At 35.3% G+C, this 25,784-nt stretch carries 24 protein-coding genes and 1 other RNA gene; 3 read left to right on the forward strand and 22 right to left on the reverse strand.

Annotation, left to right across the window (positions count from 1 at the left end; genetic code table 11):
• Nucleotides 1–66: 66 nt before the first annotated feature.
• The 9 genes from LI241_RS06070 to tmk all read right to left on the reverse strand — a co-directional run bounded on the left by LI241_RS06070 (nucleotide 67) and on the right by tmk (nucleotide 8,268).
• Complete coding sequence (locus tag LI241_RS06070) at nucleotides 67–837, reverse strand: sulfite exporter TauE/SafE family protein (RefSeq protein WP_008690887.1); 771 nt, start codon at nucleotides 835–837, stop codon at nucleotides 67–69.
• Nucleotides 831–1,274 carry a MarR family winged helix-turn-helix transcriptional regulator gene (locus LI241_RS06075; protein ID WP_117547789.1) on the reverse strand — a complete coding sequence of 148 codons (444 nt, stop codon included), beginning with the start codon at nucleotides 1,272–1,274 and terminating at the stop codon, nucleotides 831–833. The genes LI241_RS06070 and LI241_RS06075 overlap by 7 nt, the downstream gene beginning before the upstream one ends.
• 232 nt (nucleotides 1,275–1,506) lie before the next feature.
• Complete coding sequence (locus LI241_RS06080) at nucleotides 1,507–3,066, reverse strand: HAMP domain-containing sensor histidine kinase (protein ID WP_008690885.1); 1,560 nt, start codon at nucleotides 3,064–3,066, stop codon at nucleotides 1,507–1,509.
• Entirely contained in the window at nucleotides 3,050–3,730 is a 681-nt protein-coding gene (locus tag LI241_RS06085) for a response regulator transcription factor (protein ID WP_008690884.1), read from the reverse strand. Before LI241_RS06085 ends, LI241_RS06080 begins: the two co-directional genes overlap by 17 nt.
• A 107-nt stretch (nucleotides 3,731–3,837) precedes the next feature.
• The gene (locus tag LI241_RS06090) at nucleotides 3,838–4,536 is read right to left on the reverse strand and encodes a GNAT family N-acetyltransferase (RefSeq protein WP_008690882.1); all 699 of its coding nucleotides are present in this window, start codon (nucleotides 4,534–4,536) and stop codon (nucleotides 3,838–3,840) included.
• 279 nt (nucleotides 4,537–4,815) lie between these two features.
• Nucleotides 4,816–5,673, reverse strand: coding sequence for a 16S rRNA (cytidine(1402)-2'-O)-methyltransferase (gene rsmI, locus LI241_RS06095; protein ID WP_008690881.1), 858 nt, complete (start codon nucleotides 5,671–5,673; stop codon nucleotides 4,816–4,818).
• A gap of 9 nt (nucleotides 5,674–5,682) precedes the next feature.
• Nucleotides 5,683–6,669 (reverse strand): regulatory iron-sulfur-containing complex subunit RicT, encoded by a 987-nt coding sequence (gene ricT, locus LI241_RS06100; RefSeq protein ID WP_008690880.1) that lies wholly within the window; start codon nucleotides 6,667–6,669, stop codon nucleotides 5,683–5,685.
• Complete coding sequence (locus LI241_RS06105) at nucleotides 6,666–7,643, reverse strand: DNA polymerase III subunit delta (RefSeq protein ID WP_008690879.1); 978 nt, start codon at nucleotides 7,641–7,643, stop codon at nucleotides 6,666–6,668. The genes ricT and LI241_RS06105 overlap by 4 nt, the downstream gene beginning before the upstream one ends.
• Entirely contained in the window at nucleotides 7,636–8,268 is a 633-nt protein-coding gene (gene tmk, locus LI241_RS06110; RefSeq protein WP_020991074.1) for a dTMP kinase, read from the reverse strand. The genes LI241_RS06105 and tmk overlap by 8 nt, the downstream gene beginning before the upstream one ends.
• Nucleotides 8,269–8,657: 389 nt before the next feature.
• Between tmk and LI241_RS06115 the strand changes: the two genes are divergently transcribed.
• The gene (locus tag LI241_RS06115) at nucleotides 8,658–9,308 is read left to right on the forward strand and encodes a YggS family pyridoxal phosphate-dependent enzyme (RefSeq protein ID WP_008690201.1); all 651 of its coding nucleotides are present in this window, start codon (nucleotides 8,658–8,660) and stop codon (nucleotides 9,306–9,308) included.
• 235 nt (nucleotides 9,309–9,543) lie between these two features.
• Here the strand turns inward: LI241_RS06115 and LI241_RS06120 are convergent, their stop codons facing one another.
• The 5 genes from LI241_RS06120 to mutS form a co-directional block, all read right to left on the reverse strand.
• A complete protein-coding gene (locus LI241_RS06120) occupies nucleotides 9,544–10,251 on the reverse strand; it encodes a DUF5131 family protein (protein ID WP_008690203.1) in 708 nt (235 codons plus the stop codon).
• Nucleotides 10,252–10,362: 111 nt separating this feature from the next.
• Nucleotides 10,363–11,097, reverse strand: a complete 735-nt coding sequence (locus LI241_RS06125; RefSeq protein WP_008690205.1) for a ThiF family adenylyltransferase — start codon at nucleotides 11,095–11,097, stop codon at nucleotides 10,363–10,365.
• Nucleotides 11,082–11,993 carry a tRNA (adenosine(37)-N6)-dimethylallyltransferase MiaA gene (miaA, locus tag LI241_RS06130; RefSeq protein WP_008690207.1) on the reverse strand — a complete coding sequence of 304 codons (912 nt, stop codon included), beginning with the start codon at nucleotides 11,991–11,993 and terminating at the stop codon, nucleotides 11,082–11,084. The genes LI241_RS06125 and miaA overlap by 16 nt, the downstream gene beginning before the upstream one ends.
• A 2-nt stretch (nucleotides 11,994–11,995) precedes the next feature.
• Nucleotides 11,996–14,074 (reverse strand): DNA mismatch repair endonuclease MutL, encoded by a 2,079-nt coding sequence (gene mutL, locus LI241_RS06135; protein WP_008690210.1) that lies wholly within the window; start codon nucleotides 14,072–14,074, stop codon nucleotides 11,996–11,998.
• Between the two features lie 38 nt (nucleotides 14,075–14,112).
• Nucleotides 14,113–16,644 carry a DNA mismatch repair protein MutS gene (gene mutS / locus LI241_RS06140; RefSeq protein ID WP_227151053.1) on the reverse strand — a complete coding sequence of 844 codons (2,532 nt, stop codon included), beginning with the start codon at nucleotides 16,642–16,644 and terminating at the stop codon, nucleotides 14,113–14,115.
• A 216-nt stretch (nucleotides 16,645–16,860) separates the two neighbouring features.
• Here mutS and LI241_RS06145 point away from each other — a divergent pair, with 216 nt between their 5' ends.
• Nucleotides 16,861–18,069, forward strand: coding sequence for an FtsW/RodA/SpoVE family cell cycle protein (locus LI241_RS06145; protein WP_008690215.1), 1,209 nt, complete (start codon nucleotides 16,861–16,863; stop codon nucleotides 18,067–18,069).
• A gap of 64 nt (nucleotides 18,070–18,133) precedes the next feature.
• On the opposite strand, the gene LI241_RS06150 is transcribed toward LI241_RS06145, so the two are convergent.
• Entirely contained in the window at nucleotides 18,134–19,030 is an 897-nt protein-coding gene (locus LI241_RS06150) for a YwqG family protein (RefSeq protein WP_117547797.1), read from the reverse strand.
• Between the two features lie 50 nt (nucleotides 19,031–19,080).
• Nucleotides 19,081–19,854, reverse strand: a complete 774-nt coding sequence (locus LI241_RS06155) for an NAD kinase (protein WP_008690220.1) — start codon at nucleotides 19,852–19,854, stop codon at nucleotides 19,081–19,083.
• Between the two features lie 58 nt (nucleotides 19,855–19,912).
• Here LI241_RS06155 and LI241_RS06160 point away from each other — a divergent pair, with 58 nt between their 5' ends.
• Entirely contained in the window at nucleotides 19,913–20,458 is a 546-nt protein-coding gene (locus tag LI241_RS06160; RefSeq protein ID WP_008690222.1) for a CYTH domain-containing protein, read from the forward strand.
• 201 nt (nucleotides 20,459–20,659) lie between these two features.
• On the opposite strand, the gene LI241_RS06165 is transcribed toward LI241_RS06160, so the two are convergent.
• The 6 genes from LI241_RS06165 to ffs form a co-directional block, all read right to left on the reverse strand.
• Nucleotides 20,660–21,601 carry a hypothetical protein gene (locus LI241_RS06165; protein WP_008690223.1) on the reverse strand — a complete coding sequence of 314 codons (942 nt, stop codon included), beginning with the start codon at nucleotides 21,599–21,601 and terminating at the stop codon, nucleotides 20,660–20,662.
• Nucleotides 21,602–21,686: 85 nt separating this feature from the next.
• On the reverse strand, nucleotides 21,687–22,277 hold the full coding sequence (gene recR, locus LI241_RS06170) for a recombination mediator RecR (RefSeq protein ID WP_008690224.1): 591 nt from the start codon (nucleotides 22,275–22,277) through the stop codon (nucleotides 21,687–21,689).
• A complete protein-coding gene (locus LI241_RS06175) occupies nucleotides 22,277–22,585 on the reverse strand; it encodes a YbaB/EbfC family nucleoid-associated protein (RefSeq protein WP_008690225.1) in 309 nt (102 codons plus the stop codon). The genes recR and LI241_RS06175 overlap by 1 nt, the downstream gene beginning before the upstream one ends.
• A gap of 5 nt (nucleotides 22,586–22,590) precedes the next feature.
• Nucleotides 22,591–24,396 carry a DNA polymerase III subunit gamma/tau gene (gene dnaX, locus LI241_RS06180; protein ID WP_008690226.1) on the reverse strand — a complete coding sequence of 602 codons (1,806 nt, stop codon included), beginning with the start codon at nucleotides 24,394–24,396 and terminating at the stop codon, nucleotides 22,591–22,593.
• Nucleotides 24,397–24,473: 77 nt separating this feature from the next.
• Nucleotides 24,474–24,947 carry a tRNA adenosine(34) deaminase TadA gene (gene tadA / locus LI241_RS06185; protein WP_017144729.1) on the reverse strand — a complete coding sequence of 158 codons (474 nt, stop codon included), beginning with the start codon at nucleotides 24,945–24,947 and terminating at the stop codon, nucleotides 24,474–24,476.
• 20 nt (nucleotides 24,948–24,967) lie between these two features.
• An RNA gene (gene ffs, locus LI241_RS06190) (signal recognition particle sRNA small type) lies at nucleotides 24,968–25,063 on the reverse strand.
• Between the last annotated feature and the right edge of the window lie 721 nt (nucleotides 25,064–25,784).

A 25,784-nucleotide genomic window follows, 5' to 3' on the forward strand; every position in this document is an offset into this window, starting at 1 on the left:
AAAAACGTATTTCATATTTAGAAGTGAAGAAAATTGCGACACTTGCTAAAGAAATACGTTTTTTTATTATTGTAAAAAATTTACGGTCATAATGGCAATACCGAGAACTGTTAAAACAACACCGGTAGCACGATTTAAGGTAATCGGTTTTGCCTTATTGGCAAATTTAGCAGCAACTCTTGCCCATAACAAGGTAGATAAGATACAAAACAACATTGCCCACCAGTCTGGTGCTCCTCCAATAGTAAAATGTGAAACAGCCCCGGTAAAGGCAGTAAAGGTCATGATGAAGACACTGGTTCCAACAGCTGTCTTTAATTCATATCCTAAAACACTTGTTAGAATTAACAGCATCATCATACCGCCACCGGCACCGATGAAACCACAGATAAAGCCAATCAAAATGCCACACAGTACCGATTGCACAAAGCGTTTTTTGGGATCTATATCTCCCATTGATTCTTTGGTTGTCATCACCGGTCGCACAATAAATTTAATACCTAATAAAAACGTCATAAAGACCGAGAAACCGCCCATAGCTGTATTCGGCACTAAAGAAGATATCCAACTGCCCACCATTGTGAAGATTAATACCGTCACCATCATAACCAAGCCGTTTTTAATATCCAAATTCTTATTTTTACCATACGTGTAGGCACTGACAGCACTTGCTAATACATCACTGGATAAGGCGATGCCAACTGCCTCATATGCCGGCATGCCTAAAAATGTAATCAGCATGGGACTGATGACTGCCGCAGCACTCATTCCTGCAAATCCCGTACCAAGACCGGCACCAATACCGGCTATAAAACAAACGATAAACTTCATCAGCATGTTTCTTCTTCCTCCTTTAAAGCTGCTTTTACATTTTCATTCATCCGCCGAAAAGTGTCTTTCATCCTCTTTAACTCTTCTTCGCTAAAGTTCTTTAACAAATGCTTTTGAAACCGTTCCTGTGCTTTTCGACCATCGGCAATCACTTTATCAGCCTTTGCTAACATATGCAAATATATCGTCTTATGATTGCCTTCTTGATAATATTTTTCAATATATCCCTGTTCCTCTAAAAATTTTAAGGATGTTGAAACATGCGATTTCGTTAATTTACGACGTTGGACGATATCCGTCGCATTTTGACATTGTGGATGATTGGCCAGGAATAATAAAATATCGACATCCATTTTATGTAGGTCATAACGTTTGCAAACATTATGCAATTCCTTCTCATACAACCGTTTCCATAAATCAAGAATCTCTAAAAATTCCAACATGTGATCTCACCTCTTTGTTCTATTTAGAACTATATGATACCATGGTTAGCTTTTTTGTCAAGCTATAAATTCGTCAGATAAACTATACGTGTACATCTGCATATACTTTTTCGTAGCTTCTTCTTTTTGACAAAGAAAAAATCCTATTCATGGATAACACCCATAAATAGGACAATTATTAGATTCTCATTGTGAAAAAGACAGTGCACCTTGCGCTATCCTAATCTCTTACTTATGCCATCTTTTCATGATCTGCTATACATAAAGGCAATGTGAACCAGAACGTCGTGCCTTGACCTCGTTTACTAATTACCCCGTATTCAGCCTTATGTAATTCTAAAATCGCTTTCACGATACTAAGACCTAATCCGCTTCCTATTTTAGAGCGTACATGTGTTTTATCCACTTTATAATAACGTTCCCAGATATAAGGCAGCTGTTCTTTTTCAATCCCATCACCATGATCCATCACTTCAATGCGTACTCGATCTTTTTCAATGAGCTGACGGACATATATCTTATGATCATCTCCACAATAATTAATGGCATTGTTTATCAGATTATATATCACCTGATTAATTTTAATGATATCTGCTTTAACAAAAACCGGTTTATCATACTGAAACTGAATTGTAAAATCTTTATTTGTCAGCAGTTTATCATATCGGGCGATAATATGTTCAATTTCTTCTGTTATATTAAAGCTACTGCTATTAATTTCTTGAGCACCGGCTTGTAACTTAGATAAATCCAACATATCATTTACTAAATTGGTCAGCCTTTTCGTTTCGTCAATGATAATCTGCACATTTTCTGCTGTATTTTCACCAGGAATATCTCGCATAACTTCACCATAACCACTAATCATTGTCAGCGGCGTTCGCAAATCATGACTCATATTTGCGATTAATTCCCTGCGCAAGCTTTCAACCTTTGACAGCTCTTTCGCCGCATAATTCAAGGTGTTGCTGAGCTCTTCGATTTCCAGATAGCCTTTCCCCTTAAATGCTACATCATATCGTCCTTTCGCAAGTATCTTGGCGCCATCATTGATTTCAATAATCGGCGTAGCTATTTTACGAGATAAATACATCGCTAAAAGCGACGCGATTAGAATGAGAATTACGGCAATGATAAGAAACTGTGTCTGAATCGTTTCGATGGTGGCATTCACTGGTGTCAGCTGTGCATTGACCACAATGGTTTTTATACTTTTATCTGCCTGCATGACTACACTGATATATGTCATCATTTGGGCATTTTTATTAGATGGTAATAGCTTTCGAAGCTTTTTCTCATCATAAGGTGTATTTAAGATACTATGATAGCGATCCGTTAGTTCTACTTCTTCTTTGAAATTAAAATCCTCTTTATTCGCAGATTCTTCTAATAAAGTAGAAGCAGTACCATCATGTTCCTTCGCCTCTTTTTGTAGCTTAGCAATGATATCCATGTGCTTTTTCATGCTAAACTCGGTGATGCCACAGCGAGGATCTCCTTTTCCACTACTGGAATATAACGGTGTTTCATTTTCATTCTCATAAACAATGACACAGAATTCATTTTCTTTGATAATCGCATCAATTTCATCCTTATAATTCTCATTATTTATTACCTGATTGATATCACTTGCGGCATCTTTTACGGAACGTGATTTGATCAACACATAAAATTTTTCTAAGAAAAAAACCTGAAAAAGCCACAGTACCAAAATGATGATGGCAATAAAGACTAGTAAACTGCCGAAAATTTTCCATTTGATACTGGTATCTTTTCTATTGTTTGCCTTCAAAACGATAACCTACCCCACGTAAGGTAACGATTGTAGAACTATAAATTCCCAGGCTTTTTCTTAATAATTTAATATGTGTATCTAACGTGCGATCGTCACCGTAAAAATCATATCCCCATACATCATGAATCAGCTGTTCTCTTGTTAAGGCAATGCCTTCATTACGCACCATGTAAAACAGCAGAACATATTCCTTAGGCGACATTTCGCTTTCTTTTTCATTTATGAATACCTTTCTGGCTGTAAAATCAATACGTAAGCCTTCATATTCATACACATCCTTATGTTTTTTATCCTCTTCTCCATGAACTCTTTTTAAAATCGCATTGACGCGCATCATCAGCTCTTTCGGTGAAAAAGGTTTAACGACATAATCATCAATCCCTGTTTCAAAACCATGAATACGATCATACTCTTCTCCACGCGCGGAAAGCATAATAACCGGAGTAGAAGCCTCTTCACGTATCTTTTTCACTGCTGAAAACCCATCAAGATTAGGCATCATGATATCCATGATAATCAAATCAAACTGATCTTTTCGACATTTCTCAATCGCGTCCATGCCATCCACTGCCTCAGCAATTTCATATCCTTCAAATTCCCCATATTTCCGAATGATGTTACGTATTTGCGCTTCATCATCAACGACCAACAGCTTGCTCATGTTATCACCTCTATGTTCATTATAACGTGTTTTTGACGTTGCTGTGTGAATGTTTCATGAATTTCTTACGTTATACAAGTGATAATGAAAGCAAAGGATCATGGATCCTATTCCTCCATAAAATACCAATAAGTCAGTTTCTCAGAAGTTTTCATACCGGCTTTCTTTTGCAGCTGTAAGCTGATGATATTGTCTTCAACAATTTCGCCATAAGGAATACGTCCCTTTAACATTTGTGATTGTACTGCCCGTTGTAATAATGCGGTTGCAATACCTTTTCTTTGATATTCTTGCTTTACTTCTAATAGACCAATACTTTCTTCTTCATGCACACCAATAAAGCCACAAAGGATTTCTTTATCAAAGACAGCAAACATGTCATCATTTAGACATTCTTTTATATATTCCACTGTTGCCAAAGAAGGCATGGAGTGCTTATATAAAGCAATAATTTCTGGTATATATGCTTCTGTCAGCGTTTGCATGGTAAAACCATGAGGAAGTTTTACTTGCGGTAATGTTTTTTCGATATAAGCACTGTGATAACAACGTAGTTCACAGGTGATATGGTATTGTTGTTGAATAAAACGATCGGTATACATATCATGTGCCACCAAAATAGCAAAAGAGGAAGGAAGATGTGCTACAACAGCTTTTGCACTTGCTTCATTCTCGGCAGCACAATATAACATATGTGATTTCGGACTCTCTATTAATAATCCATGGCTATCTTCATAATAAATCTTACCTTTCTTTCGGCGACATTCTAACATATCGGCATATAAGATACGATCTTCAAGCTTCATGCATCTAACCTCCTTTTTCCTATGAAATTAAAATCATAGTTCTTTTATACTATCTTTTGATATAGAATATGACATCATTTTATTTACCTGTTTTCTGAATAGTACTTTCCTTAATCGATTGGCACACTATAACGAATAAAAAAGTGTCTTCTCACTTAAGCTTCCTACTCAAGAATAGATAAATTAGAAGTAAATCATCATATCGTTTTTGAAATGATGGTAACCCTTTTTTATCTAAGGTGAGTATGGACTTCGCTTCGTGATAAGACACGCATTCCTTTAGCTTAAGCCATGGAACTCTTTATATAAATCGTTCTTAGAAAGACCTCTTTCTTTCGCGACTCTTTTTATCGCTTCATTGGTCGTTAAACCACCATCAATATATGTTTTAATCTGATCGTGGACCAAAGGCATTGCCTGATCTTCACCGGGGTCTTTTTCTTCTTTGCTGCCTTCGATAATGACAACCATTTCCCCTTTTAATTCCTCAACAACCTCCAGCAATTCCTCAATCGTGCCACGTAAGAATTCTTCATGCTTCTTCGTTAATTCTCTTGCCAGACACATTTGACGATTCCCCAACACCTCTTTACAGCTTTCCAGCATTTTACGAATACGATGGGGAGCTTCATAAAAAACAAGGGTGAAAGGATAATACTTCAAATCATGCAGTTCCCGAATACGTTCTTTTTCGGATGCCTTCAAAAAGCCGTAAAACAAGAAATGCTGTGTATCTAAGCCACTGCATACCAAAGCATTTAACATAGCATTGCTGCCGGAAACAGGAATAACACTGTAGCCTGCTTCAATCACCATCTTACATACGATACTGCCAGGATCAGAGATCAAAGGATAACCTGCATCTGAAACAATTGCAATGGAATTCCCCTGATCTAGCAAATCCACTAACCCTTTAGCACTTTGCAGTTCATTATGCTGATGATGAGAAAGCAGTCTGGTCTTAATACCAAAATGTGTCAATAGTTTCATCGTATTGCGGGTATCCTCAGCTGCTATGACATCAACGCTTGCTAAGATAGAAATGGCTCTTGGTGTCATTTCTTCAAGATTTCCGATAGGCGTAGCCACCAAATATAATGCCGGTTTCTTTTGTTCAAAGCTTTTTTGTCTGTTCATGTTTGTCACCTACCGATCAGAAAAATCAATGTCCGGCCAAAGTTCTTGGAAGGATAAAAATTGTACATCTTCCTTATTTTCAATTTTTACCTGTTGTAGTAAAACATTCATACTGGTAATACGATAACGACTGCCTTTATATTCTATCTGGCTGTTCATTTTAGGCAGCCCTTCTCTTAATTTTTTATATTGTCCATCTTCATATTTTAAACAGCACATCAATTTTCCACATTGGCCGCTTAATTTCTGAATATTCAATGCCAATAACTGATTTTTTGCCATATTGATAGATACAACATCAAAATCATTAAGAAACCGTGAGCAACAAGTTTCCATACCGCACATACCTAAACCACCGATAATTTTTGATTTATTACGAGGTCCGATCTGTCGCAATTCAATACGGCATTTGAAAATACTAGCTAAATCCTTTAATAATTCACGGAAATCTACGCGTTCATCGGCTACATAGACAAAAATGATCTTACTGCAATCTAACGTATATTCAGCTTCAATTAAATTCATATCCAAGCCTAACTTAGCAATGCATTCATTGCAGATTTCCATCGCTTTTTTTGCCTTTTCTGCGTTGATTTCTACTTGTTTTAAATCTTTCTCCGTAGCTTTACGCAAAATTGGTTTAATTTCCATACCGTTTGGTATAAACGTCTCTGTTTCCTTTACGATCTTTCCTAATTCCTGTCCGCGAATCGTTTCAACGACAACATCATCACCAACATGGTAGTTATTATCGTTACATCCAAAAGAATAGACCTTCTTTGATTCTGAAAAAGATACAAAGGCCAAATATTTATATGTACGATTTACATGTTCTCCGTGTTCTTTGCGATGATTATCATAATGATTTTGATTGTGTGCTTCTTTTTTATCCTGTCGTGCATCATTGTTCTTATGATTGTCATGATACGTGTTTCGCCCGTTTTGTTTATGCTCATTTTTTGCGTTATTCGTTTTATTTTGTGTATTCTGATTCATCGTGTCACCTCTTTCATTTCATATAACAATTGATCTATCAGCATCTGCAGATTAACAGAGCGTAAAAGCATATCCTTTCCACGCATCAATATCTGCATGATTTTTATGATATCCATATCTTTCTGCTGCATGGTTTCCAGCTGTTTTTTATACCACATATCTTGACATGCACTTTCTTTTTTCATGCATTCCTTAAAAAACAGCAGCAACATATCTAATACATATTGCAAAGCCTGTTTCCCATATTTTTTTTGTTTTGCCGGGAAACCCTCCAACTGCAAGAACAATAAGGCTTGATAGCAAGATTTCTGATACCGTTCCAACATTCCTTTAAATACATATACAGCATGTTGGTAATCTTCACTTTCTACCGCCTCAAGAATACTTTGTTTCTGATGCAAGATATGAGATAACAAATAGGCATCTAATTCTGCTATTTCTGCTCTAACCTCTTGATAGCAACTAAAAAATCCCGGTGCTGTAAAAGGTATATTCTGACAGCGTGAAATGATGGTTGGCAGTACTCGATCCATTTGTTCAACAATCAAGATTGCTGTCATATCATTCGTTGGCTCTTCCAAGAATTTCAATAGAGAGTTTAACGCATCTGGAGTGGCATTTTCTGCATGATCAAGAATATAAATTTTCTTGCCGGTTGTTTCTAACCCGGTTTTATTAAATTCCTTCTGCAGTTTTACGATATCTTCTTTTTTAATCGAAGTCGTTGTCCCATCAATATATTTTAAATCCGCAAATTCATTTGCCGCTATACGTTTACAGGTATCACAGCACTCACATGCAAAACCATGCGTAGAACATACCAAACTTTGTGCAAGCAGATAAGCTGCCTCTTTCTTCATTGTCCCAGCAGGCCCGGAAAACATATAGGCATGCGCAAGCTTATCAAGTTCGAGTGCATGCTTTAAGGTTGTATAAACAACCGGCTGTTGTTCTTTTAATAGTTCCTTAATCATGAGCGTTTATAATCTCCAACAGACACTCTATCGTTGCCTTTAACACATCCTCAATGGATTTGGTCGCATCTATCACGTGCATGCGTTCATGAAACATTTCCCGTATGGTATCATAGCCTTCTGAAACCATCTGATGAAATTTCATACTTTCATTGTCCAGACGATCCTTTTCTCCTCTTGTTTCAATACGGGAAAGTCCTGTATGCAAATCAACATGAAGAAATATAGTGGCATCTGGCAAATGTCCTTCTATCGCAAATTCATTAATTTTATACACTTCTTCGATACCTATTCCACGGGCAATTCCTTGATATACCAATGAACTGTCCACAAATCGGTCGCAGAGTACAATTTGATGTTTTGCCAAGGCTGGCAGAACTTTTTCTACCAGATGTTGTCTGCGGCTAGCGGCATATAATAATGCCTCACAACGCGCATCCATGGCTGTATTTTTAGGATCAAGTATCACATGACGGATTTGTTCAGCAATATCAATCCCTCCCGGTTCTCTTGTATAAACGACCGGATACCCCATATCCAATAACTTTTCATAAGCCATCTTTGATATTGTAGTCTTTCCACTGCCATCATTTCCTTCAAATGTAATAAATAATCCTTTTTTCATCATTAAAACACTCCTTAACCAATCTTCTTTATTATAGCATATTCGCTATATCTATGCATGAAATTTCATGGATTCGCAATACCAAAGAAGAAACTTGCTAATTAAAAAAACATAATATACCTTACATATAGATCCCATATAAAAGTTTTAATTAAGGAAGGAACCTTATGTATCGCATAAATGGTTTATTCAGCAGTAAAAAAAGTGCCGTATTTCTTTTTTAAACAAGAGAAAAACTGCATAATCTGTATAACTCTGCATACGCTATGTATAGGGAAAATCTTTTCCCTTTCATATACAGGTATGTCACATACCACGTTGAGGATAGCAACCGCTATCCTTTTCGTTTGTTAAATGCTATAATTACTACGTAATCAGAGGTGAGATTCATGGATAAAAAGAAATTATCAGCAATTCAAAGAGATTTGCCAAAAGATGTGGTCTTAATTGCTGTCAGCAAGACACATACAAAAGAAGAGATTGATGAAGCTTATGCGAGTGGATGTCGGATATTTGGTGAGAATAAAGTTCAGGAAATTAAGGAAAAATATGATCCTAACTACCATTGGCATATGATTGGCCATTTACAGCGCAATAAAGTAAAAGATGTTGTTCCTTTGGTAGATATGATTCAAAGCCTGGATAGTCTGCGTTTAGCTGAAGAAATTGAAAAACAGTGTGCGAAGATTGAAAAGGTGATGCCTGTCTTAGTCGAAGTCAATATAGCAAGAGAAGCAAATAAGACTGGTATATTATTAGAAGAATGCTTATCCTTCGTAAAACAATGCATGAGCTTTCCTCATTTGGATGTGCAAGGTTTGATGTGTGTTGGTCCTATGAATGGTACTACTGCCGATATAGAAGCTTGTTTTGAAAAAATGCAAGTTTTATATCATACATTGCAAAATGAATATGGTGCAGAGCGCATCCGTTATTTATCAATGGGAATGAGTCAAGACTATGCTTTGGCATTAAAACATGGTTCTAATATGATACGTTTAGGTACGATCATCTTCGGACAGCGTAATTATAACAAATAAGGCAAGTGTCGAAAAAACGCAAAACACCGCGAAACAACTAAAAAACCGTCGAATATATTACGCCAGTTAGCTATTTATAATAAATAGTTTCATAAATATATTGCATTTCTGGTGAATTATTTTTACAATAGTATTGCTGGTATACCAGCACTATCCTATATGTCATAGACAAAGACCATTAACCTTGGCATAGGGGGGAAGGGAACCATTACGTTCCCTTTTTTTATATTGGTCGCTATATATTTATATCTGCTTTCTTTGCCTGGCGCATAAGCTCACGAACACTCAGATGATAGTATTTCCCATCCTTTCTGAAATTGGTAGAACATTGCCGAAATTCAAAATGTGTCTGTGTTTCCAAGCACTGTTTTCGGATATCTAAAACCCAGTCATAATCCATAACACGTCCTTGAACATCCGATTCACCACCAACAACTACCAGTTCTACATTTTGCAAATAAGGCTTTATTTTTATCGGCGATAATAATGGCTGACAGATGATATTGCGATGCACAATCGGCAAGGCAGTAAATATAGGCAGGCGAATATCTGCCTGTTTCTGATTTTCAATGGTGCAGCCGATAATAACATTGGGATAACCTTCCTGCCAATCCTTAGGAAGACAATTAGCTAAGCGTTCGATGCGTTTTGTTAAAAAAAGAAAAGTCAAATCTTGACGTTCTTTCATCATGTTCCAACATTCCCATCGCCATTCGTCACAATCTTCTAAAAGAAAATCAGAACGAAAACAAACATATACCAATTGATTGGATTTCATCTTATATTCACCATTCTTTTTCTTTTCAATCGGTGCGTAAAAACGTTTTGTCTTTACAATCTCATTCGTATCGATACCACGTTTTGCATCTCCTTTATGTATATAACAATGCTTACACCCTTCACTATAGCGATGACAGCCACGCCATGGATCCCATATTGTCATATGACCACCTCTTTTCTTCATCATTATAACATAAAGAAAACCAGACCTAAGTGATTTGTACCCTTCATACTGAATGATTCAGAATGCCAGGTACATATCAAAATAGCCTGGTTACTTTTTTAATAGTTGTTTTATGGCATAAGAAGCAATTGCTAAACCGGCAGCGGATGGTACAAAAGGCGAACTGGCCGGTGGCATCTTTTGTTTACGCGTAATTCCATCTTCATAAATCACCTTTGTCTGCACGGTAGGCTGCTCACTTGACCATACCACCGGAATCTTTCCTTTGATATGATGTTTCCTTACCAAACTGCGCATAATCTTTGCAACCGGATCATAACTTGTCTTCATCAGATCACAAATGGTCACACACGTAGGATCCATGCGATTGGCCATTCCCATGCTAGAGATAAAAGGAATGTTATGTTGCAGACAATATTGTATCAAAGCCAGTTTTGAAGACATGGTATCAATTGCATCAACCACAAAATCGACAGGTTCTTTAAACACTTCCTCATTTTTTGTTGCATTATAGAAAAGATCCTGTGTGATAACCTCACAATCGTTGCGATAGCTTTCAATACGCTTTTTCATCACCTTCGTTTTAGATTGACCGATGGTCGCAAAAGTTGCATGTATTTGACGATTCAGATTACTTGGCGCAACCGTATCTCCATCTACCAGTATCAATTTGCCTATTCCACTTCGAGCGAGCGCTTCTGCAGCATAGGAACCGACACCGCCAACACCAACGATCAATACACTGGCCTGTTTCAATTTTATAATATTATCTTCACCAATCAACAGTTCCATACGTTGTAATGGTGTCTCTACTGGTGAAGCCATGACTCAACATCCTTCCTTAATTGTTCTTGATAAGAAGCATCTGCTATATCATACCAATGCACCTTCATCTGATTGCGAAACCAAGTGTATTGACGTTTCGCAAAGTTACGTGAGTTTTTCTTGATTTGTTCTATGCAAGCTTCTTTTGGACACTGCTTTTCAAAATAAGCTTTCCATTCTTTATAGCCGATTCCCTGAAAACTTTGTAATTGCCAAACATTCTCATGTGTCGTTACTAATTCGTTGATTTCTTCAAACAATCCTTCTTCCATCATCTGATCGACACGTTGATTGATACGTTCATATAATGCATCTCTTTCCATTGTCAAACCAATGATGAAGGCATCATAGACCGGTTTATGATCTTGACAGGCAATGACCTCACTCTTTTTTATACCATCATGTGCCATACTTAATGCCCTGATTATACGTTGGCGATTATTATGATGAATGTTTTCACATGCCTTAGTATCAACGATTTTCAGCAAGCTCCATAATTCGTCATTACTTCGTTTTTTTAGATAGGTTAAAAATTCCGTATCCTCTTTCTGATCTAAAAACTGATAATCGTAGATAACAGATTTCACATACAAACCGGTACCTCCTACAATCATCGCAAGTTTCTTTTTCGCATTGATTGCATGTATATAGTCTCTCGCCTTTTGCTGAAAAATCTTCACATTATATTCTTCATCAAAATGATATTCATCTACAAGATAATGTGGGATTCCCTGTTTTTCATCCTCTTTGATTTTCGCTGTTCCTATGCTCATTTCCTGATAAATCTGCATAGAATCGCCACTGATGATTTCTCCATCATATTGCTTAGCCAGCTGAATGCTTAAGTTTGTCTTCCCTACACCGGTCGGTCCGACGATTACTAATACCTTTTCCATAATCAACCTCTTTCAAAGTCATGAATCAAATCTTTTTCTTCCATACATATCAATGTCGGTCTTCCATGTGGACAATGGAATGGTTGTTCACATTTGCCCAAATCTTCTATGACACGGTTCATTTCTTCCATTGTCAGACTGCGATTAAATCGAATGGAGCTATGACATGCCATCGTTGCGATAGCGTGCTTCCTTAGTTTTTCCAAACTTAACGCTTTATCTCTTTCCCAAATATCAATCATATCCTGTAAAAAAGCTGCTTCCTCAACATCCTTCATCCAAACAGGCAATTCACGACAGACAAGTGTCTTCTCTCCAAAGGATTCCAGATGAATACCAAGTTGTTCCATGACCTTATTCAGATCTTCTAACTGCATGATTGCAGATACACTTGCCTCAATTGTTATCGGCAACAACAAAGGTTGTGCATCATTTTGTCCGGCTAAGATGGACTCTCGAATTACTTCATAGTGGTAACGTTCCTGTGCCGCATGTTGATCAATAATGTATAACCCTTTTTCTCCTTCGGCAATGATATAGCAGTTATGGAATTGACCGATGACACGCAGTTGGGGAAGGCTTGGATTCCGTGGTTTTTTATGAATCAAATCGGATTGTTCCATTGTTTGTACTTGCTTTTTAGGTACTTCCAATTTGCTTGTTTCCATATGAGGATGAAATGCCTGCTCTACGTTTGCTGTAGATGGTGTAAGCATTTCTTGTTCCTTTTCTTGTTCCTTTTCTTCTTTTTTTACTTCATTCCCTGGCTGTTGTTTGATACCTACGTTATGTGTTTGCTTTTGTTTCGTATCGACGGCATCTCTTATTTTATAAATTGTTTCTGTTTCTTTTGTCTCTGTGATACATTCTCTTTTTATCGGTTGTGGATATTTGATATGCGCTTCTTCTTTTGACTTTTCTATATCCACCTTTAACTGTTCCATATTTAATGGTGGTACATCCTTAGGATTCGCAAAGCTTTCATTCACTTCATCATGAAGCTTTTTCACCTTATCATCACGTTCATATGTTAATTGCATTTCAGGCATTTCTACTTTAATTTTCTTTTCCCGATTTACATTGACCTTCGGTACTTGCAGATGTTCCTTTAATGCATTACTTATCGTTTCATACACTAGTTTTTCCAATTGTTTTTCTTTTGATAAGCGAATCTCCCATTTACTTGGATGCACATTCACATCGACTAATTGAGCATCCATTTCCATATTGATAATGGCAATAGGATAACGTTCTTTAGGAAGATAAGGCGCATACGCATCCATCACTGCTTTTTGTAAATGATAATTACGGATCATTCGCCCATTGATATACAATAACATATAATATTTGGTTGCTCGATTGAAATTAGGCTGCATGATAAAACCGCCAATATGATAATCCATATCATTGCCATCTAAAGCAATTGCTGTCTTTGCGCTATCTCTGCCATAAATCTGCATCAACACCTCAAGTAAGCTGCCATTCCCTCTTGTTTTAAATACCGTTCTTCCATCATGTGATAAAACAAAACCAATTTCTGGATGTGATAAAGCAAACTTCTGAACGACATCCGAGATCAAAGAAAATTCATATTGCGGACTTTTTAAATGCTTAAAACGTGCCGGTGTTTTTTGAAATAGGTTTTTTACCTCAATCATCGTTCCTTTTGGTGTACCACATGGTTTTGCACTTACTAACGTACCATAATTGATTTCCACTTCCGTAGCGTCTGTCCCATTGTTCGTTCGCAAGATCACATGAGATACAGAAGCGATAGAAGGCAGCGCCTCGCCACGAAATCCCATCGTATGTATATTCCATAAATCATTTACTTCTTTCAGTTTACTAGTCGCATGGCGTTCAAAAGCTAATGTGGCATCTTCCGCATCCATTCCGATACCGTCATCAATGATGGTAATCGTATCTATACCACCTTGTAAAATTTGTATTTCCACATGACTTGCGGATGCATCAATACAGTTTTCTACCAATTCTTTTACAATTCCCATAGGACGTTCTACAACTTCACCAGCCGCAATCATATTTGATAAATGTTCATCCAAGCGATTAATCTTTCCCATATATCCTCACCTCCTGTTTTCGATAAACGTATTGTTCTTTATTTCATCTTTTGTTTTAATTCATATAGCAGCTGCATAGCTTCTATCGGTGTCATCTTATTTAAATCTATTTTATCCAATTGTTCGATAATTTCTACATGTTTCGGATTTTCTTTTTCAATCACATGCGGTCCGACGATGTTTTGTATAGGATTATCATTCAATTCCAAATTATCAAGAATCTGTTGTGCACGATCCAACACACTACCTGGCAGATGTGCCAATCTGGCAACATTGATACCATACGATTTATCAGCTTTACCTTCTATGACGCGATACAAGAACGTCACCTTTTCATCCTCTTCATGAACATCGACATGAACGTTCAAAATACCCGGATTACGTTCTTCCATCTGTGTCAATTCATGATAATGTGTTGAGAATAAAGTCTTCGCTTTGATATTGCGTAAAATATATTCAATCATCGCCTGTGCCAATGCCATACCATCATAAGTAGAAGTACCGCGCCCTATCTCATCAAATAGAATTAATGAATTCGCACTTGCATGCTTTAAGGCATTATTGGCTTCCATCATTTCTACCATAAAGGTTGATTGTCCTGACATGATATCATCACTTGCCCCAATACGTGTGAAAATCTGATCAAAGATTGGCAATTCCGCTTTGCGCGCAGGCACGTAACAACCTATTTGTGCCATAATCACAAGTAAAGCCGTTTGCCGCATGTAGGTAGATTTACCGCCCATGTTCGGTCCTGTAATGATCATGATATCCTGATCCTCTTGCATCTTAAGATCATTAGAAACATAGCGTGTTGTTTTCATGATCTTATCCAAGATGGGATGTCGTGCCTCTTCCATATAAACCGTATGCTCTTTATGAAAATGAGGTCGGGTATAACCATTTTCACTTGAAATTTCTGCTAAGGCATACAACGCATCAATGGTACTTAACGCAATTGCTAAATCATGTAATTTAGGAAGATATACACGTATTTTGTCTAATAAATTTTCAAACAATTCATTTTCCAGGCGAATACTTCTTTCCTGTGCATGAACGATTGCATCTTCTTGTTCCTTCAATTCTTGTGTGATAAAACGTTCCGCATTTGCCAGTGTCTGTTTTCGCACATAACCAAATTCTTCTTTTATTTGTGAAAGATTCGTTTTCGTCACTTCGATATAATAGCCAAACACTCGATTATAGCCGATTTTCAATGATTTAACTCCGGTGCGCTCCCGCTCCTTATTTTCGAATGCTAAAATCCAATTCTTTCCATTCTTACCGATTTCTCTTACCTGATCAAGTTCTTCATGATAGCCCTCTACGAAGACACCTCCATCTTTTAATGTAACCGGTGGATTTTCCACGATAGCACCATCTATTACCTCATATAATTCCTGACAGACATCAATTGTTTGAAATTCGCTATAAGCATTACAATCTTTGAATAGATCAAAAATCATCGGAGCATGTTCCAGTGTTTTAATCAAACGTAAAATATCACGAGGATTGGCACTTCCATAAGCTACTCTTGCGCTTAATCGCTCCATATCATATACAAAGCTTAAATGTTCTTTCAGCTCATCTTTCGTAATAAAATTATCATTTAAATATTCAATAGCATCTAAACGTTTATTGATCATTTTCGTATCAACAAGTGGATACTCAATCCATTTTTTTAACAAGCGAGACCCCATAGAACTGCGACATTTATCTAAGAAGCTCCATAAAGTCAATGATTTAGAATTATTGCGAATACTTGCCGTTAATTCTAAGTTTTGCTTAGTATTGTAATCCATTTGTAAAAATTCATTTTCATAAACCTGTTCAACATGATTCAGATGAGCCATATTACGGCGTTGTGTTTCATCTAAATAATTCGTAAGTATACCAAATGCATGGCGTATTCGATCATCTTCAATATCACTGATAAGATGTTCATATGCTTCCTTGATGGCTGCATCTTGATAATAAGAAATTGTTATCCGATCCATATCTTCGATCATTTTTACAATTTTCTTATCGAACTTTTCTTCAATGACAATTTCTGCCACATTATTACCAAGCAGTACTTTCTGAATTGCCATCACCTGCTTATCAATCAACTGTGCGCGCATTTCTCCTGTCGTCATCTCACATAGAACGACCGCTAAGCCAAATTGATAATCATGCAATGACGCAATATAAACAGTTGCTTTTTCATCATTCACTTCATCCATGATCGTCCCAGGAGTAACAATTTTAAGAATATCACGTTTTACTAAGCCTTTTGCTGTAGCGGGATTTTCCATCTGTTCCACGATAGCAACTTTATACCCTTTTTGGATCAAGCGCTGAATGTAGCCATTCGCTGCATGATGCGGAATACCACACATTGGCACTCTTTCTTCCACACCGGCATTTTTGCCTGTTAACACAAGATCTAATTCCTGACTTGCTATTTTTGCATCGTCAAAAAACATTTCATAAAAATCACCTAAACGGTAAAAAATAATTTCATCCTTATGTTTCTCTTTTAACTCTAAATATTGTGTCATCATCGGTGTATAGGTATTCTTTTTTGTCATAAAATCAACTCCTGCTCTCGTTTCTATATTATATCAAAAATGAAGGTTGCTTGGTATAAGTATGCAGAAATCTTTTACATATCTTTCTTATATGAGAAGCATTACATTTTCCTTAATTTATTCAAATTTGTATGCCGTGCGCAACATAAGGAAGAAAAACCGTGCTATAATAGATACAAGCCTTTAATTAGGCATAGTAATAATGGAGTGATGCCAATGAAAGTAGGATTATCCAGGGCGAAGAGTCCGGATAAGTTTGATTTTGTTTTAATGGCTTATTTAATTGTCATGGCAATCACCAGCTTCGTTTCTATCTATTCTTCTTTCGGAATTGTTGGAGCCCAAGCTGGAATGGGGTATCTTACAAAACAGATCATGTGGTTTATGGCAGGTTTTATCGCCTTAGGTGTAATCATGTATTTAGGCAATGACAGTATGTTTCAATTCGCTAAGATTGCCTATTGGATATTAATGGTCTGTTTGATCATCTTATTTTTTGCCAGGATATTATACTCACTGACCGGCAGAGTGATTTCTATCATGCAGCCAACCAATGGTGCTATTTCATGGTTTTTCCTTCCTGGAACTTCCTTTCAGCCCAGTGAGTTTATGAAAATTGTATTGATCATCATTACCGCAGGTATTATTGATGAACATAACAAAGAAAAAGTAATTGATTCCTTTGAGATGGATGTTAAACTATTTATAGAAGTTGCAAAATGGGCTCTGCCACCTATGGTACTAATTCTATTACAGCCGGATACCGGAGTTGTTTTGATTATTGGTATCAGTCTATTGGCTATGCTATTATGTTCGGGAATACGCAAAGAATGGATATGGCTATTAGCCGGACTTATCATCATCTTTATTGCCGTCTTTGCTTATCTCTACATATTTCAATTTGATTTACTAACTAGTATGATGGGAGGAAGCTATAAAATGCGAAGGATCACTTCTTGGCTTGATCCTGAATCTAGCATCAATACGGATAGTTATCAACAATATATGGCTTTGTTAGCATTAGGCAGTGCCGGTGTAAGCGGACATGGTATGCAACAGTTTCTAGTACCGATACCCGAAGCACAGACGGATTTCATCTTTGCTGTTATTGGTCAAAGCTGGGGATTGATTGGTGCAGTATTCATCTTAATACTATGTTTAGGACTTGATCTTCATTTATGTAAGATTGCCAGCATATCGAAGAATATGTTTGAAAAATATCTGATTTTAGGTGTTTTAGGAATGTTGCTATATCAGCAAGTGCAAAATATCGGAATGATCATTGGATTATTACCAATTACCGGTATTACCCTTCCTTTGATATCGTATGGCGGATCTAGCATGCTATCTTATTTGGTAGCCTTTGGAATCATTATGAATGCCAGTGCGAAAGCTAAAAAATTATCAGACTATGTATATGAATAAGAGGTTGTAATGATATTAGATAGATTTACGAAATGAAATCTTCTATACACTACAACCTCTTTTCTTACATACAGTCCCAATTATAAACAACGTTTGTAAAATCTTTATTTTTAAGATCTTGTTCAGAAATAAAGAAATTTGCGACACCAGAATCTCCCCACATAATATCTTCTACTGTATCTAATTGAAATAATAGGATATCGCAAGGATTGTCTTTTATATACTCTCTGGGATCATATTGTGTAAAGCAAGGATATCCGCCTATTTGTGAAGCAAATGTTTCTAATCTATCACATAAGTTATCATATATGACATCATCTAAATCGAAAATAGTGTGTTGATCCTCTTTTAATAAATCTTGACATGACTGAGTAAAATAATCTTTAAAGCGATAATCATTTATGGTAATTGTCTGAAAATGTTCATGCGGTTGCAGACGGTATTCACAATCCAATGGAAAGGGTAACATTGTTTCTTTATGTGCTTTCGGTTGAAAGATACGATTGCTTACAGGCTGGTTTGGTATGGATTCATAATAGCGAATTGCCCATCTCTTTTGAGATCTTGGATCATCAAAATCACAGCCGTAAAGATCATCATCACCACTTATAAAAATCTGTAAAAGCCCTGATGTTGGAAATCCTTCCGGTGCTTTAAACTGCGAAAAATTAATCTGCGCCAACAAATACAATGGACTCTTTTCTATTTGATCAATTGGAAGTGTCTCATGTTCAGGAATATAATATGCACCGCCGATTTTACAATCAAATAAAGCTGGTTTATCTTTTTCAAGAGTAAAGTAAGTAATCGGTTTTTGTGATGTATTTTTTAAACGTTCATAAAACATTTCAACGGTTGCTTGTATTTTCTCTTGGTTTTCTACTCTGTCTTCATTTTTTGGTTTTGTTTCATTTTGTGTCTTTACCTCTTGTTTGGCAAATATTTTTTTAAGAAAACCCATAGTCTTTTCCTCCAGTTACTTTCATTCTGAAGCTACCTACTGCTTGCGAATTAATATAAGTTTTTTAATCGTTTTAAATAACTGTATGCACGATAACGAACAAATTGTACTTTAAGATCTGACATACTGCAAATAATTTCGTGTGTATCCGCTAATGATAAATTCAAATGATCATAACATAGTACAGCAGTATCAAATGTCTCACTACGCATAGTGATGATGCGATTTTCCATCATAATGTAAGGTACCCCTAGTGAACGATGTTTGGAATGTTGAATTGGTGTAATTTCAGTCAATTGCATTAACGATATACCACTATCAATGACAGCACCTTTTAAGCTTCGATTATATGCAGTAGAGCCTGCCTGTGTACTTAAACATATCCCTGAACCACGGCATGTTTCAAAAAATTCTCCATCTATATAGATATCCAAAATTTGTGATTTCACGATATTTTCAACACGCATTTCATTTAAAGCATAGCGGGGTACAGGATCATTATCCATCTGTATTTTTAACAAATTGGAAGTGAAGATGGATGGCTTTTTGTGTAAAAGATCCTGAATGCATTCATCAATTTCCTCTCCTGTATAATCCGTAAAAAAACCCAATGTACCTGTATGGATACCGAGGAATTTTATTGTATTAATAATGGGAAGATATTTATGCACCCCATATAATAAAGTGCCATCTCCACCTATACAAATTACCAATTCAGGATTTTTTTTATCATATATCCATCCATGTTTATTTAATTGACTACACAAATATTGTTCTGTTTGAAATGATTTTTCATCTTTCTTTGCGACAGTTGCATAATTCATAAGAAATCACTTCCTTTCTTATTCATACTATTGTATTATAACATTTGGGTGATATAAGATGAATAACAATATTGAAAAAGAGTATAAAGTTCTCGTCACAAAGGAACAATTTTATAATTTATATCAAAATTTTGCTACACCACCATTTCATGAACAAGTAAATATTTATTATGACACTCAAGATTTAATGATTCGTAAACATAAAGGAGCAATGCGTATTCGTGATGTCAATGGTATGCATATTTTCACATTGAAGATGCAAAGTGAAGAAGGTTTATTAGAATTTGAGAAGCCAGTACCGAAAAATGCTATTACTAGTTTAGAAGATGAAGAAATTCAGGAACTATTACATCGCTATCAATTACAAGGTCCTTTTTTTAAGATAGCCGAACTTCATACGCAGCGAGCGGTTTATGAAAGTGAGTTTGCTGAGCTATGTTTTGATATCAGCACCTATCATGGAAAAACAGATTATGAAATTGAATATGAATATAAAAAGGAACATGATGGTCTTTCCATATTCCAAGACATCATGAAACAAATAAATGTCGTATATGAGAAAAATTGTATTTCAAAAATTCAAAGAGCAATCAACAGTTTATAATTTTTGATTGTTCAAAATGTAACTACTATGTTGCTATGAGAAATGCAATAGAAACAAAGATTCATTTAGAATAACCACGTTTTCTCCATTCTTGTTTGTGCCTTTAAGTTAGCTTATAGGAATGAGCATATTATAAAATCGTTAGCATCCATCTTTACCATTTCTTTTTATGTTATGTACATTCAAATTCATTTCATAAGGCTAGTCATCATCGACTAGCCTTTCTTCGTAATTTATATGTAACTGACATAATATCTCTCTGTATTCGTCACTTAGTTTTTGATTAAATAACAGACATAATTGTATTGTTGCATTAAATTCACTTTTCTCAATATATGTAGAATAAAACATATAGTGTCCTAACATGTATTGAAACTTTTTCGTAAATTCCAAAGTATTCACAATACAAGGAAGATACAAGATGAGTCCCGCTTTCGTATATTCTATAAACTCTGTTTTACTATTGCTGACAAACTGATATTGGTTATGATTCTTCATGATGGCAATTGCATATTTATAGAGCATACGAACATCATGCGTACTATACATATCACATGCAATTTTATCATGTATATTATTCACAAGATTTATTTGTGCATCGATCATAAAATCATGTGTCTGTTCGTGAAACAAGGATGACCACATATCTGAACCTATTTCATTCGCTAATTTTAATATTTTTGAAGTAAGAAACATATCATCTTTATCAAGATAGATATAACTCTCTACTTTATTTGAAATAGCTACGCCTATTTCACTTAAATAAATGGGAGCTTGAAAAAAGACTAAGTTTTCTAATATAAGGCAATTTAAATAATCTGGAAGTTTATGATTTTTTGTTACTTTACGAATTGCTTCCTCTAATGAATCTTTATCTGGATAACCGTTTTTTGTATCATAACGATTCCACATTTGTGAAAATGTCAGTGTATAGCTTTTTTGTAGTCTGCCATATCCGATTAGACCTTTTTCTTTATTTTTTCCTTTTTCAGTACCCTTCGCCAGAAAAAATAATAAATCACCATTATGAAAATCACTGATTTTTTTGGTATTGCTAGGTTTCCAAAAATTGATGGAATGATTGCCATTCAGTCTATGATATTCTATCATCTTTTTATCTGTAATATAGGCAATGGAAGCCATCGTACAACACCTCTTTCTCTCTTATCTATTTTATCATGTAATCGAAATTGAAACATAGAAAAATCGTGATTTCTCACGATTTCTTTTACATTTTTTTACGACCTTCAATTGCTTTGATTAAAGTGAGTTCATCTGCATAATCTAAATGACCGCCCATAGGAAGTCCATGTGCAATACGTGTGACTGTAACATCATAGCTTTCTAAAAGCTTTGAGAGATATAAAGCAGTCGTTTCTCCTTCTACCGTCGGATTGGTTGCGATAATAATTTCTTTTGTATCTTCTTGAATACGTGTCAATAGGCTTTCAATGTTAATATCTTCAGGTAAAATACCTTTCGCTGTGGATATTACACCATTTAAAACATGATAAACACCTGCATACTCTTTCGTCTTTTCCATGGCAATTACATCCTTAGGACTTTGAACAACACAGATAATATCACGCTGTCTTGTTGTATCCTTGCATATATCACACAAGTCTCCTTCAGCCAGATTTCCGCATACCTCACATTTTTTCAGACCGTCTTTCATATCAGCTAAACTTTGTATAAAGCCATCTAAGGTTTCTTCATCCCACTCTAGTGTTTGAAAAGCATATCGTTCTGCGGTTTTCATTCCTACACCGGGAAGTTTCCGAAAACTTTCTACAAGAGCCTCAAACTTTTTTGGATACATTAAAATCCTCCAGGCATTTTCACTCCGCCTGTTAAAGCATTCATTTTCTGTTCTTTATCTTTTACGGCTTTACTTAATGCATCATTAATAGCTGATTTCAACATTTCTTCTAAATCTTCTTTTCCATCTTTTTCTAATAATGCTTCATCAATACAAATTGTTTCAATTTCCATGCTTCCTTTTACGGTAACTTTAACAACCCCACCACCCATGGTAGAATCGTATGTCTGTTCATTTAAAAGTTCTTCTGCTTTTGCAAGTTCTTTCTGCATCTTTTGTGCCTGTTTTAATAAGCTTTGCATATTCATAATATCTATTCCTCCGTTATAATAATATTTTCTTCACCGAATAAATCCAGTATTGTTTCTTCTTGTGTTTTCTCAACAATCTCTTTTCTTTCTATCTTTACAGTTTCTATCTGTATTGGTTCAGGCAATGTTCCGTTTATCATTCGTTCTTTAAATTCACGAATAATTCTTGTTTGATGTTCTTTGGAAATAGCAAATATTTTTTTATTTTTATGCAGCAGTTCTTGTATAAATGCATTGAATTCATTTTTACTATCTGCCTCATTGATTTCATTTGCTTCTGCCTGATTGTCCACACTAATAACGATGTAGTTACTACCACTACCGACAATCATGCTATTTTTTAATAGATTTGCTGACTTTGCCCATGTTAAATCTAACATATATTCAGCAATTCGATAGAAATCTTTTATGTCTTGCGCCTTTTCTGGTTTATTTGCCCCTGCCAATAGTCCTAAAATAAAATCATCATCTAAAGGTTTAATTGTTTTAGATGTATTAGGAACATCTACTGATGAAATCACCTGAGTATGTAATTCAAGTTCTTGGTTGTCTTCTGTTATGGATACATCCAAATCATATGGTTCATCATCTTCAGGTATTTCAAGTATTTTCTTTTCCTTTTTAGGTTCAAATGTTTCACGTGAAACATTCTTATTCAAATCTTGTTTAATAATAGCTTGTTTACTTTCTGATTTTACTGGCAACACCTGTACTGATTCATTTTTTTGTATTACATCATCATCCAACATTTGCAATAAGCAAACCTCGAAATAAGATCCTACATTCGCTGCACCGCGATATTTATCATATGTTTCCATTAAGAGATGAATCATATCGAAACGTTTCTTGCGACTCAATCTTTCAATCATATGATTGACTTCTTCACCGTTTAATATACGTAATAACCCTATATCTTTAGTATATTCGAAAATAATTGATTCTTTTAGAATTTCAATCAGATCTACTGTCAATCGTTTAATATCTATACCTTTTTCAATCAAAGTGTCTACAATATTTAAAAGATTCACTGCTTCTTTATCGATGATGGCATCAATAATTTCAAGTTTTTCTGTTATTGTGGTAATTCCATATATTTCGTTAATATGATGCACCTTAATATCATTTTGTGCATATGCAATACATTGATCCAGAATTGATAAAGCATCACGCAAACCACCATCTGCTAGTTGTGCAATAATTCTTATTACTTCATCTTCACATGTTAATTGTTCACCCTGTAAGACATCTCGTAAACGATTTTCTATATCATTTCTTGGAATCTTAGTAAAATCGAAACGTTGACATCGTGAGATAATTGTAGGTAAAACTTTATGAGGCTCAGTAGTAGCCAGAATAAAAATAACATGTTCTGGTGGCTCCTCAATCGTTTTTAACAGTGCATTAAAAGCACCAGTGGACATCATGTGAACCTCATCTATGATATACACTTTATATTTTCCTTTTAAAGGTGCATATTTCACTTTTTCAATTAAGGTACGTACTTCTTCAACACCATTATTACTGGCAGCATCTATTTCAATAATATCTGGATGATTTCCTTCTTGTACAGCAATACAATTTTCACACTTTCCACAAGCCTTCGTATGTTCATCTGTACAGTTTATTGTCTTGGCAAATATTTTTGCAATAGAAGTTTTACCAGTACCACGTGGGCCACAAAATAAATAAGCATGTGCTATTTTATTTTGTTCAACAGCATGTTTTAATGTTTGGACAATATGTTTTTGACCGTAAACTTCATCAAAACTATTAGGTCGATAGGTACGATATAAAGCCTTATAAGCCATAATTCACCTGCTCTCTGTCTTATTTATTATATCATAAAGCAATGTTCTCATATAGTAAAAAAGCAAATACTTTTCACCTATTTAGGGCTTGTATTTGCTTTTTTTTGTTTCCTTTTTTGCCTAAAGAATTGTTTCAATAATGCTCCACATTCTTCTTCCAAAATGCCGCCAATAGTTTCGGGATAGTGATTAAAACCGGGTGTCTCATACATTTTCATGCAGCTTTCTATGCATCCACCTTTTGGATCATATGCACCAAACACGACAGTTTTCATACGTGATTGGATAATTGCGCCACTACACATAGGACATGGCTCTAAAGTAACATAAAGAGTACAATCCTCCAAACGCCAACTTCCGATTATATTGCATGCTTTTTCAATTGCTAATATTTCAGCATGTGCAATTGCTGACTGTTTACTTTCTCTTAAATTATGTGCTCTTACTATTATTTTATTATGATAGACAATAACACAGCCAATGGGCACTTCATCGATAGCAAATGCTTTCTCAGCTTCTTTAATTGCTTCAAGCATAAAGTTTTCATGCATGATTATCACCTTCATTTCGGTATAATAAAAGCTACTACACATGATAGAGCTCCCTTAAGGCTGCTTTGTTCCCAATCTGACCTGATTCAGTAGATACCATTGTAGTAGCTTATATATTATAACATATATTCATTTGAATGCAATATCTGTTTTCAATTTATTGTAGTAACAAAGATGAAAAGGAAACATAAAATAGAGGACACCAATATGATAGCTTTTCATACTAAAAAACAATTCATAGAACATGATTTCTTTTTAAAAAAAAGTTGTTTCAATTTTCAGTTTAAATACTTTTTAAAGTAAATATGATTTTTAATAATACACCATATTTAATATAATCATCTGCAACGTTCTTTATCTGAACCGTATCTATCTTCTTTTCTACATAGCTTCTATGTATCAATAATTTTTTATACTTCACTTAATTTATTGGTAATACTCTTTCCAAGATTGTAACACAAGAAAAACATTAACACCTTTCTTTGGTATTTAGATATTTAAATTTAATATTAAAAATCATTTTTCTCATTTTTAAAAATTAGCAAAAAACTACCACAATATTTAAATTCATGTAAAACAATTTTCAAATAATGTTTCACGTGAAACAAAAAAAGTGGTTAAAATGTGAAAATGATGTGCAGTGAGATATACAACTGCCAATCTCTTAGTATTTCAATGCAAATCACAAGCAGTAAAAATATTCTATTTTATTCAAAATAATCCTTTAAATAAAGCTTTTTCTTACTTTTTCAAGCTTTTGAAAATAATGCCTTGAAAATACAAAGAAAGTAGGCGATAGTCATTAAACTACCGCCCCTTATCAAACCGTACGTGCCC

It is taken from the genome of Longicatena sp. 210702-DFI.1.196 (assembly GCF_020563125.1).
Lineage (GTDB): Bacteria > Bacillota_I > Bacilli_A > Erysipelotrichales > Erysipelotrichaceae > Longicatena > Longicatena caecimuris.

What these genes read in the sequence shown, in the direction of transcription:
- LI241_RS06070 (WP_008690887.1), bottom strand. Translation starts at nt 837, where the DNA reads ATGCTGATGAAGTTTATCGTTTGTTTTATAGCCGGTATTGGTGCCGGT.
- LI241_RS06075 (WP_117547789.1), bottom strand. Translation starts at nt 1,274, where the DNA reads ATGTTGGAATTTTTAGAGATTCTTGATTTATGGAAACGGTTGTATGAG.
- LI241_RS06085 (WP_008690884.1), bottom strand. Translation starts at nt 3,730, where the DNA reads ATGAGCAAGCTGTTGGTCGTTGATGATGAAGCGCAAATACGTAACATC.
- LI241_RS06090 (WP_008690882.1), bottom strand. Translation starts at nt 4,536, where the DNA reads ATGAAGCTTGAAGATCGTATCTTATATGCCGATATGTTAGAATGTCGC.
- rsmI (WP_008690881.1), bottom strand. Translation starts at nt 5,673, where the DNA reads ATGAACAGACAAAAAAGCTTTGAACAAAAGAAACCGGCATTATATTTG.
- ricT (WP_008690880.1), bottom strand. Translation starts at nt 6,669, where the DNA reads ATGAATCAGAATACACAAAATAAAACGAATAACGCAAAAAATGAGCAT.
- LI241_RS06105 (WP_008690879.1), bottom strand. Translation starts at nt 7,643, where the DNA reads ATGATTAAGGAACTATTAAAAGAACAACAGCCGGTTGTTTATACAACC.
- tmk (WP_020991074.1), bottom strand. Translation starts at nt 8,268, where the DNA reads ATGAAAAAAGGATTATTTATTACATTTGAAGGAAATGATGGCAGTGGA.
- LI241_RS06115 (WP_008690201.1), top strand. Translation starts at nt 8,658, where the DNA reads ATGGATAAAAAGAAATTATCAGCAATTCAAAGAGATTTGCCAAAAGAT.
- LI241_RS06120 (WP_008690203.1), bottom strand. Translation starts at nt 10,251, where the DNA reads ATGACAATATGGGATCCATGGCGTGGCTGTCATCGCTATAGTGAAGGG.
- LI241_RS06125 (WP_008690205.1), bottom strand. Translation starts at nt 11,097, where the DNA reads ATGGCTTCACCAGTAGAGACACCATTACAACGTATGGAACTGTTGATT.
- miaA (WP_008690207.1), bottom strand. Translation starts at nt 11,993, where the DNA reads ATGGAAAAGGTATTAGTAATCGTCGGACCGACCGGTGTAGGGAAGACA.
- mutL (WP_008690210.1), bottom strand. Translation starts at nt 14,074, where the DNA reads ATGGGAAAGATTAATCGCTTGGATGAACATTTATCAAATATGATTGCG.
- mutS (WP_227151053.1), bottom strand. Translation starts at nt 16,644, where the DNA reads ATGACAAAAAAGAATACCTATACACCGATGATGACACAATATTTAGAG.
- LI241_RS06145 (WP_008690215.1), top strand. Translation starts at nt 16,861, where the DNA reads ATGAAAGTAGGATTATCCAGGGCGAAGAGTCCGGATAAGTTTGATTTT.
- LI241_RS06150 (WP_117547797.1), bottom strand. Translation starts at nt 19,030, where the DNA reads ATGGGTTTTCTTAAAAAAATATTTGCCAAACAAGAGGTAAAGACACAA.
- LI241_RS06155 (WP_008690220.1), bottom strand. Translation starts at nt 19,854, where the DNA reads ATGAATTATGCAACTGTCGCAAAGAAAGATGAAAAATCATTTCAAACA.
- LI241_RS06160 (WP_008690222.1), top strand. Translation starts at nt 19,913, where the DNA reads ATGAATAACAATATTGAAAAAGAGTATAAAGTTCTCGTCACAAAGGAA.
- LI241_RS06165 (WP_008690223.1), bottom strand. Translation starts at nt 21,601, where the DNA reads ATGGCTTCCATTGCCTATATTACAGATAAAAAGATGATAGAATATCAT.
- recR (WP_008690224.1), bottom strand. Translation starts at nt 22,277, where the DNA reads ATGTATCCAAAAAAGTTTGAGGCTCTTGTAGAAAGTTTTCGGAAACTT.
- LI241_RS06175 (WP_008690225.1), bottom strand. Translation starts at nt 22,585, where the DNA reads ATGAATATGCAAAGCTTATTAAAACAGGCACAAAAGATGCAGAAAGAA.
- dnaX (WP_008690226.1), bottom strand. Translation starts at nt 24,396, where the DNA reads ATGGCTTATAAGGCTTTATATCGTACCTATCGACCTAATAGTTTTGAT.
- tadA (WP_017144729.1), bottom strand. Translation starts at nt 24,947, where the DNA reads ATGCATGAAAACTTTATGCTTGAAGCAATTAAAGAAGCTGAGAAAGCA.